The sequence below is a fragment of the Colwellia hornerae genome (assembly GCF_007954355.1).
GTDB classification, from domain to species: Bacteria; Pseudomonadota; Gammaproteobacteria; order Enterobacterales; family Alteromonadaceae; genus Colwellia_A; species Colwellia_A hornerae.
This window is the reverse complement of the sequence record NZ_VOLR01000053.1, coordinates 1-4,532: the sequence shown is the minus strand read 5'-3', so window position 1 is coordinate 4,532 and position 4,532 is coordinate 1. Positions and strand designations below refer to the sequence as shown.

Below are 4,532 nucleotides of genomic sequence, written 5' to 3'. Positions count from 1 at the left end.
GCGGCATCCAAGAAATGGACGATGCCGATAAGAAACTGGAAAACGGCCTTGAATCGATTTATGATTGAATTCGAAGACCGCTTAAAGGACTTTATTTAAAACGGGCAGTTACACAAAATCTGTTACAGGCTCGTTGAGGAGAATCGTTCTAGCAAAACAACAAACTCATCCCCGCCAAGTCTTGCCAAAGTATCTTCTTGACGAAAGACCTTAGTTAACCGTTGTGTGATAACTTTCAATAACCTATCACCAACATCATGACCCAAAGTATCATTGACTTGTTTAAAACGGTCTAAATCGATAAAAAATATCGCTAATATATTTTTGTTTCTTGCTGATAGTTCTATAGCATGATCAATACGTTCAATGAGTAGACTCCGATTAGGTAACCCAGTTAGGTGATCATAATTAGCCATATAACGTAGTTCACTTTCAGCAAGCTTTTGAGCGGTAATATCAGTCATCACCATAATATAATGAAGGCTACCATTACTATTTATGCCAACATTAATTTTGACCAGTACATGATATTTATCTCCTGCTGCAGAAATAACGAGCTCTTCTCCGCTCCAATGATCATTTATACCTAAACTTAAGACTACATCGCTGTAATACTTTATCTTTTCTTTCTCTATACCAATTAATGAGTCATTAAATGGCTGTTCCTCTTCTTCCCAGCCAAAGATGTTCCTCATTGCTTGATTTGCCGTCACTTTAGTGAAGTCTTGATTGATAATTAAAACCCAATCTTTTGTCTGTCTAAATGCTTCTCCGTAATATTGGGCACGTTCTTCATCAACCTTAGATTGAGTGATATTGGTATAGGAGCCGGTAACACGCATAGGCTTTTTATTATCATCAATTTCTACTATCTTGCCTAAATCTTTGTACCATAACCATTCATTGTCTTCGCCTTTCAGTCGATAGGTAAAAGTAAAGGTTACATTAACATCTGCTTTATCAATGAATTTTTGCCAAGCACTAAGAAAGGTCGCTTTATCATCAGGATGAATATCATTGATGAATATTTTTATAGGAAAGGTATAAGCATTTTCAATTAGACTAACCGTATGTTTAAAACGATTAGCAGAAAAACTATTCGACTTAGCATGCCAATCCCATACGTCACTGTTACTGCCTTTTAATGCTAACTGTAAACGTTTTTCTCTGAAAACAACTTGTTCATGAGCAGCTAATAATTCAGCACGTTGTTTACGTCTTTTACTTAACCAAAAACTAAATGCAGAAACAACTAAAATAAAATATAAAATATAGGCGATAGGCGATGCCCATGGCGCATAAGAAACATTAAATTTAATATAAGTAAGTGGTGAATAATCACCTGTAATAGGCGACTTAGCACGAATAGCTAAAGTATGTTTACCCGACTTTAAACTTGGAAAAATAATATGGTTTTCATAAGTTAAAGGATAGTTAACAGTACTGCCACTTGTAAGAGAATATTCAAATATTATGTCTTTAGATCTTGAAAAGTTAAAGGTAGTAAAATCAACTCTAATACCTACATCGTCATATTCAAGTTCTACTACTTTATTTGAGTTAAATATATAAGCATCTTCTAATTGGCGTGTGAGTAAATCAACTTTAGTGACAAAAACATTTTGATTTTTAGTTGTGCCTTTTTGTTTTAACGCCAAAGGATTGAAAAAAGAAACACCATTTACCGAACCGTAAACTAATTCATCTTTGGATGATTTTGCAAACACGCCACCATTAAATTCCATGCCTAGAAAACCATGATGAATACCAAATTTACGAATATGAAAAGAGCGGGTGTCAATGGAATAAATACCATCGTGAGTTGAAATCCAAAGGTCTCCTTGTGAATCTTGCTGTAGGCCATATAGGTTATTGTCTAGAATGCTATTTTCATTGTTAAAAGTATGAAGAATCTCTTGCGTTGCTAAGGAAACACCATAGATACCTTTCGATGTATGGGCTACCCATAACAGCGACTTTTCAGTATCAAGTACAAAACTATCAATAAAAGACCACTCGGTTTCACTCATATTAGTATGTTCATATATTTTCTTAAATGTTTGATGCTCGGTATTAAAAATCCATAATGCTTTTGTGGTGCTAAACCAAATTTCGTTATCCATATTTGGCGATTTGAAAAAAAACCAGATATCTTTAATGCCAGCATCAGTCATGACTTTACTGAAATCAGTTAACTGGCCAGACTCTTGATTTATCATGAGTAGTTGATCAGTTTGCGTGAACCAAAGGTAGTTATCGGTAGTAAAATAAACCGGATAGTCAACGGTTAGCGCTTTTAAAGTAGTTGCTGAAAAAGGTATCGGTATGATTGATTTGCTTTTAATATCAAAAAGTTTTAATCCCACAGACGTATTTAACCAAATAGTTTCATTTTTCCCATAGTGTAATGAAACTATATTGCTTGCGTTAAAAGTTGTTTTTGAGTTTTTCAGGGCAAAAAATTGTTCTACTTGTTGGCTGTTCCTATTAAGTAAATTTAAACCATTATCAGTTGAGATCCAAAATAAGTTATCATTTTTTATATCAGGTAAAATTGCAGTGGCATTATTACTGGTTAGGCTGCTGTCCCGACCTTTGTAATATTCATAATTTTCAACTAACCCTAAGTTAGGATTCCATTTTAACAAACCTTGGCTATTACTCACTAACCAGTAGTAGCCATCTTGGTCGACAATCAAGGACTTAACAGTATTATTAGCAAAAGAAGGAGCATATTCATCAAAGCTAAACAAGAATTGTCCTTGTTGAGTAACAGTGTTATATCGATACAGCCCATCTGTTGCACCAATAATTAATAGTTCATCTTCTATAAAAAAATCCCATACCGAGACATGTTCAAAAATAGCTTGATAATGAGGTAATTTATTCTTTTCTCCCATTAAAAAAAGCGAGTCGATTTGTTCAATATCTAATGCGTAAACACCATCATTCGTTCCCAAAAACAAGGTCTGATTAATAACACTTAATGTATAGATTTTATTAGCTTGTATTGTTTTTATATTGGAATTTTGCGCAGTTGTTTTTGTGATTTGTGGTAATTTAACTACTCGACCTGTTGATAATTGATAAACAATAGTCCCCTTTTTACTGGCTATATATATATAGCCGTTATGTAAAAAGATTTGCTGTATTATCGCAGAATCACCTAAGTGTTTTTCTAAGTTGACAACTTGTTTGTAAGCTTTTGTTTTTAAATTAATTGTCGCTATGTATTTACTTGTCGCAACCCAAACAATTTCATCTTTTTGAGGCAAGTAATCTATAATCCAATCATCAGGCTCTAATTGGTTAGTATTTAACAGTAAATCAAACTGATTAGTGCCTTTATCAAAGGTATATAAACCTTTACCATAGAGCTGTAACCAAATTAGTCCATTAACTGATTGGACGGTTTTTCCGGCACTATATTGTGAAAAATCTTTATCTGGTCCTTCTATCTTAGTGAAGCTATAGCCGTCATATATTTCAAGTCCAGATTCTGTTGATATCCAAAGAAATCCATCATCATCTTGACTAATACTGTTAATAGATACTTGAGATAACCCATCTTTAACCGTAATTTGATCGAGTATTATATTGTTGAATTTTGCATAACTGATAAAGGGGCAGAATAAAACAACGGCAACAATACAATTGATTACAGTAAAGTAACTTTTTTTAGGCTGAGCATATATCAAATTAATACCACTACTTATTAGGACTGAACAATATAAGATAATAATTTCTAGGTAAGCATAAGTAACTATATAATTGTCTAAGGACAATCGTGAAATTGAATCTACAATCAATTTTATTTTTTCTACTGGAAAAGTCTATCAGTGAGTTTCGTTAATATTTCAATGAAACAACAAAGCACCTACCTTTGCATATGATGACTTTACCTTAGACTTATTAATTTAATTTAATTAACTAACTAAGATAGCCATTAAGGTAAACATTATGATTAACAAAAATTTTATAATCCCATTTCTCTTCACGCCTATTATATTGGCGATTTCTGCCTGTGGGGGAAGTGATAATTCATCAGTTAAAGCTAAAGAGCAGCCTGCTGAGCAAGCAAAATTTTCTTTAGGAATTAGTGATGCTCCTATTGATGAGGCAGATTCAGTCTTTATTGAAATAGATGAAATTACGATTTCAGGATCAGAGACAGAAACGACAGTCATTTCTGAATTTACTAACGAAAACAATGAAATTGTAGCAACTATTAAAATTAACTTACTCGATTTTCAAGGCACCGACCAACTTAAAATTGTTGATGAAGCGCAAGGGGTAACTATGTCTCCTGGCACCTATTCAATGGAACTACTGGTAGTTGATGCTGGCTCATATGTACTGCTTGATAATGATGCTACCGAATATTCTATTAAAGTCCCTAGCTCTAGAGTAAGCGTATAGCTAACGGCACCTGTATCTAATACTCGATCACCGATATCTTATCTCCTAACTTAATTTCGGAGATAACCATGAGAATTACACGTAGCCAAGAGCAATGGCAAACCATCATTGAA

The 4,532-nt window shown here is 33.6% G+C and carries 2 protein-coding genes; one reads left to right on the top strand and one right to left on the bottom strand.

Translation table 11 applies throughout. The features are described 5' to 3' along the window. Positions 1 to 122 precede the first annotated feature (122 nt). Positions 123 to 3,698, bottom strand: a complete 3,576-nt coding sequence (locus ESZ26_RS18720; RefSeq protein ID WP_146801292.1) for a ligand-binding sensor domain-containing protein — start codon at positions 3,696 to 3,698, stop codon at positions 123 to 125. Between the two features lie 262 nt (positions 3,699 to 3,960). Here ESZ26_RS18720 and ESZ26_RS18715 point away from each other — a divergent pair, with 262 nt between their 5' ends. After that, a complete protein-coding gene (locus tag ESZ26_RS18715; RefSeq protein ID WP_146801290.1) occupies positions 3,961 to 4,419 on the top strand; it encodes a DUF4382 domain-containing protein in 459 nt (152 codons plus the stop codon). The last annotated feature ends 113 nt before the right edge of the window (positions 4,420 to 4,532 follow it).

Coding starts and splice junctions, on each gene's coding strand:
- ESZ26_RS18715 (WP_146801290.1), top strand. CDS start 3,961: ATGATTAACAAAAATTTTATAATCCCATTTCTCTTCACGCCTATTATA.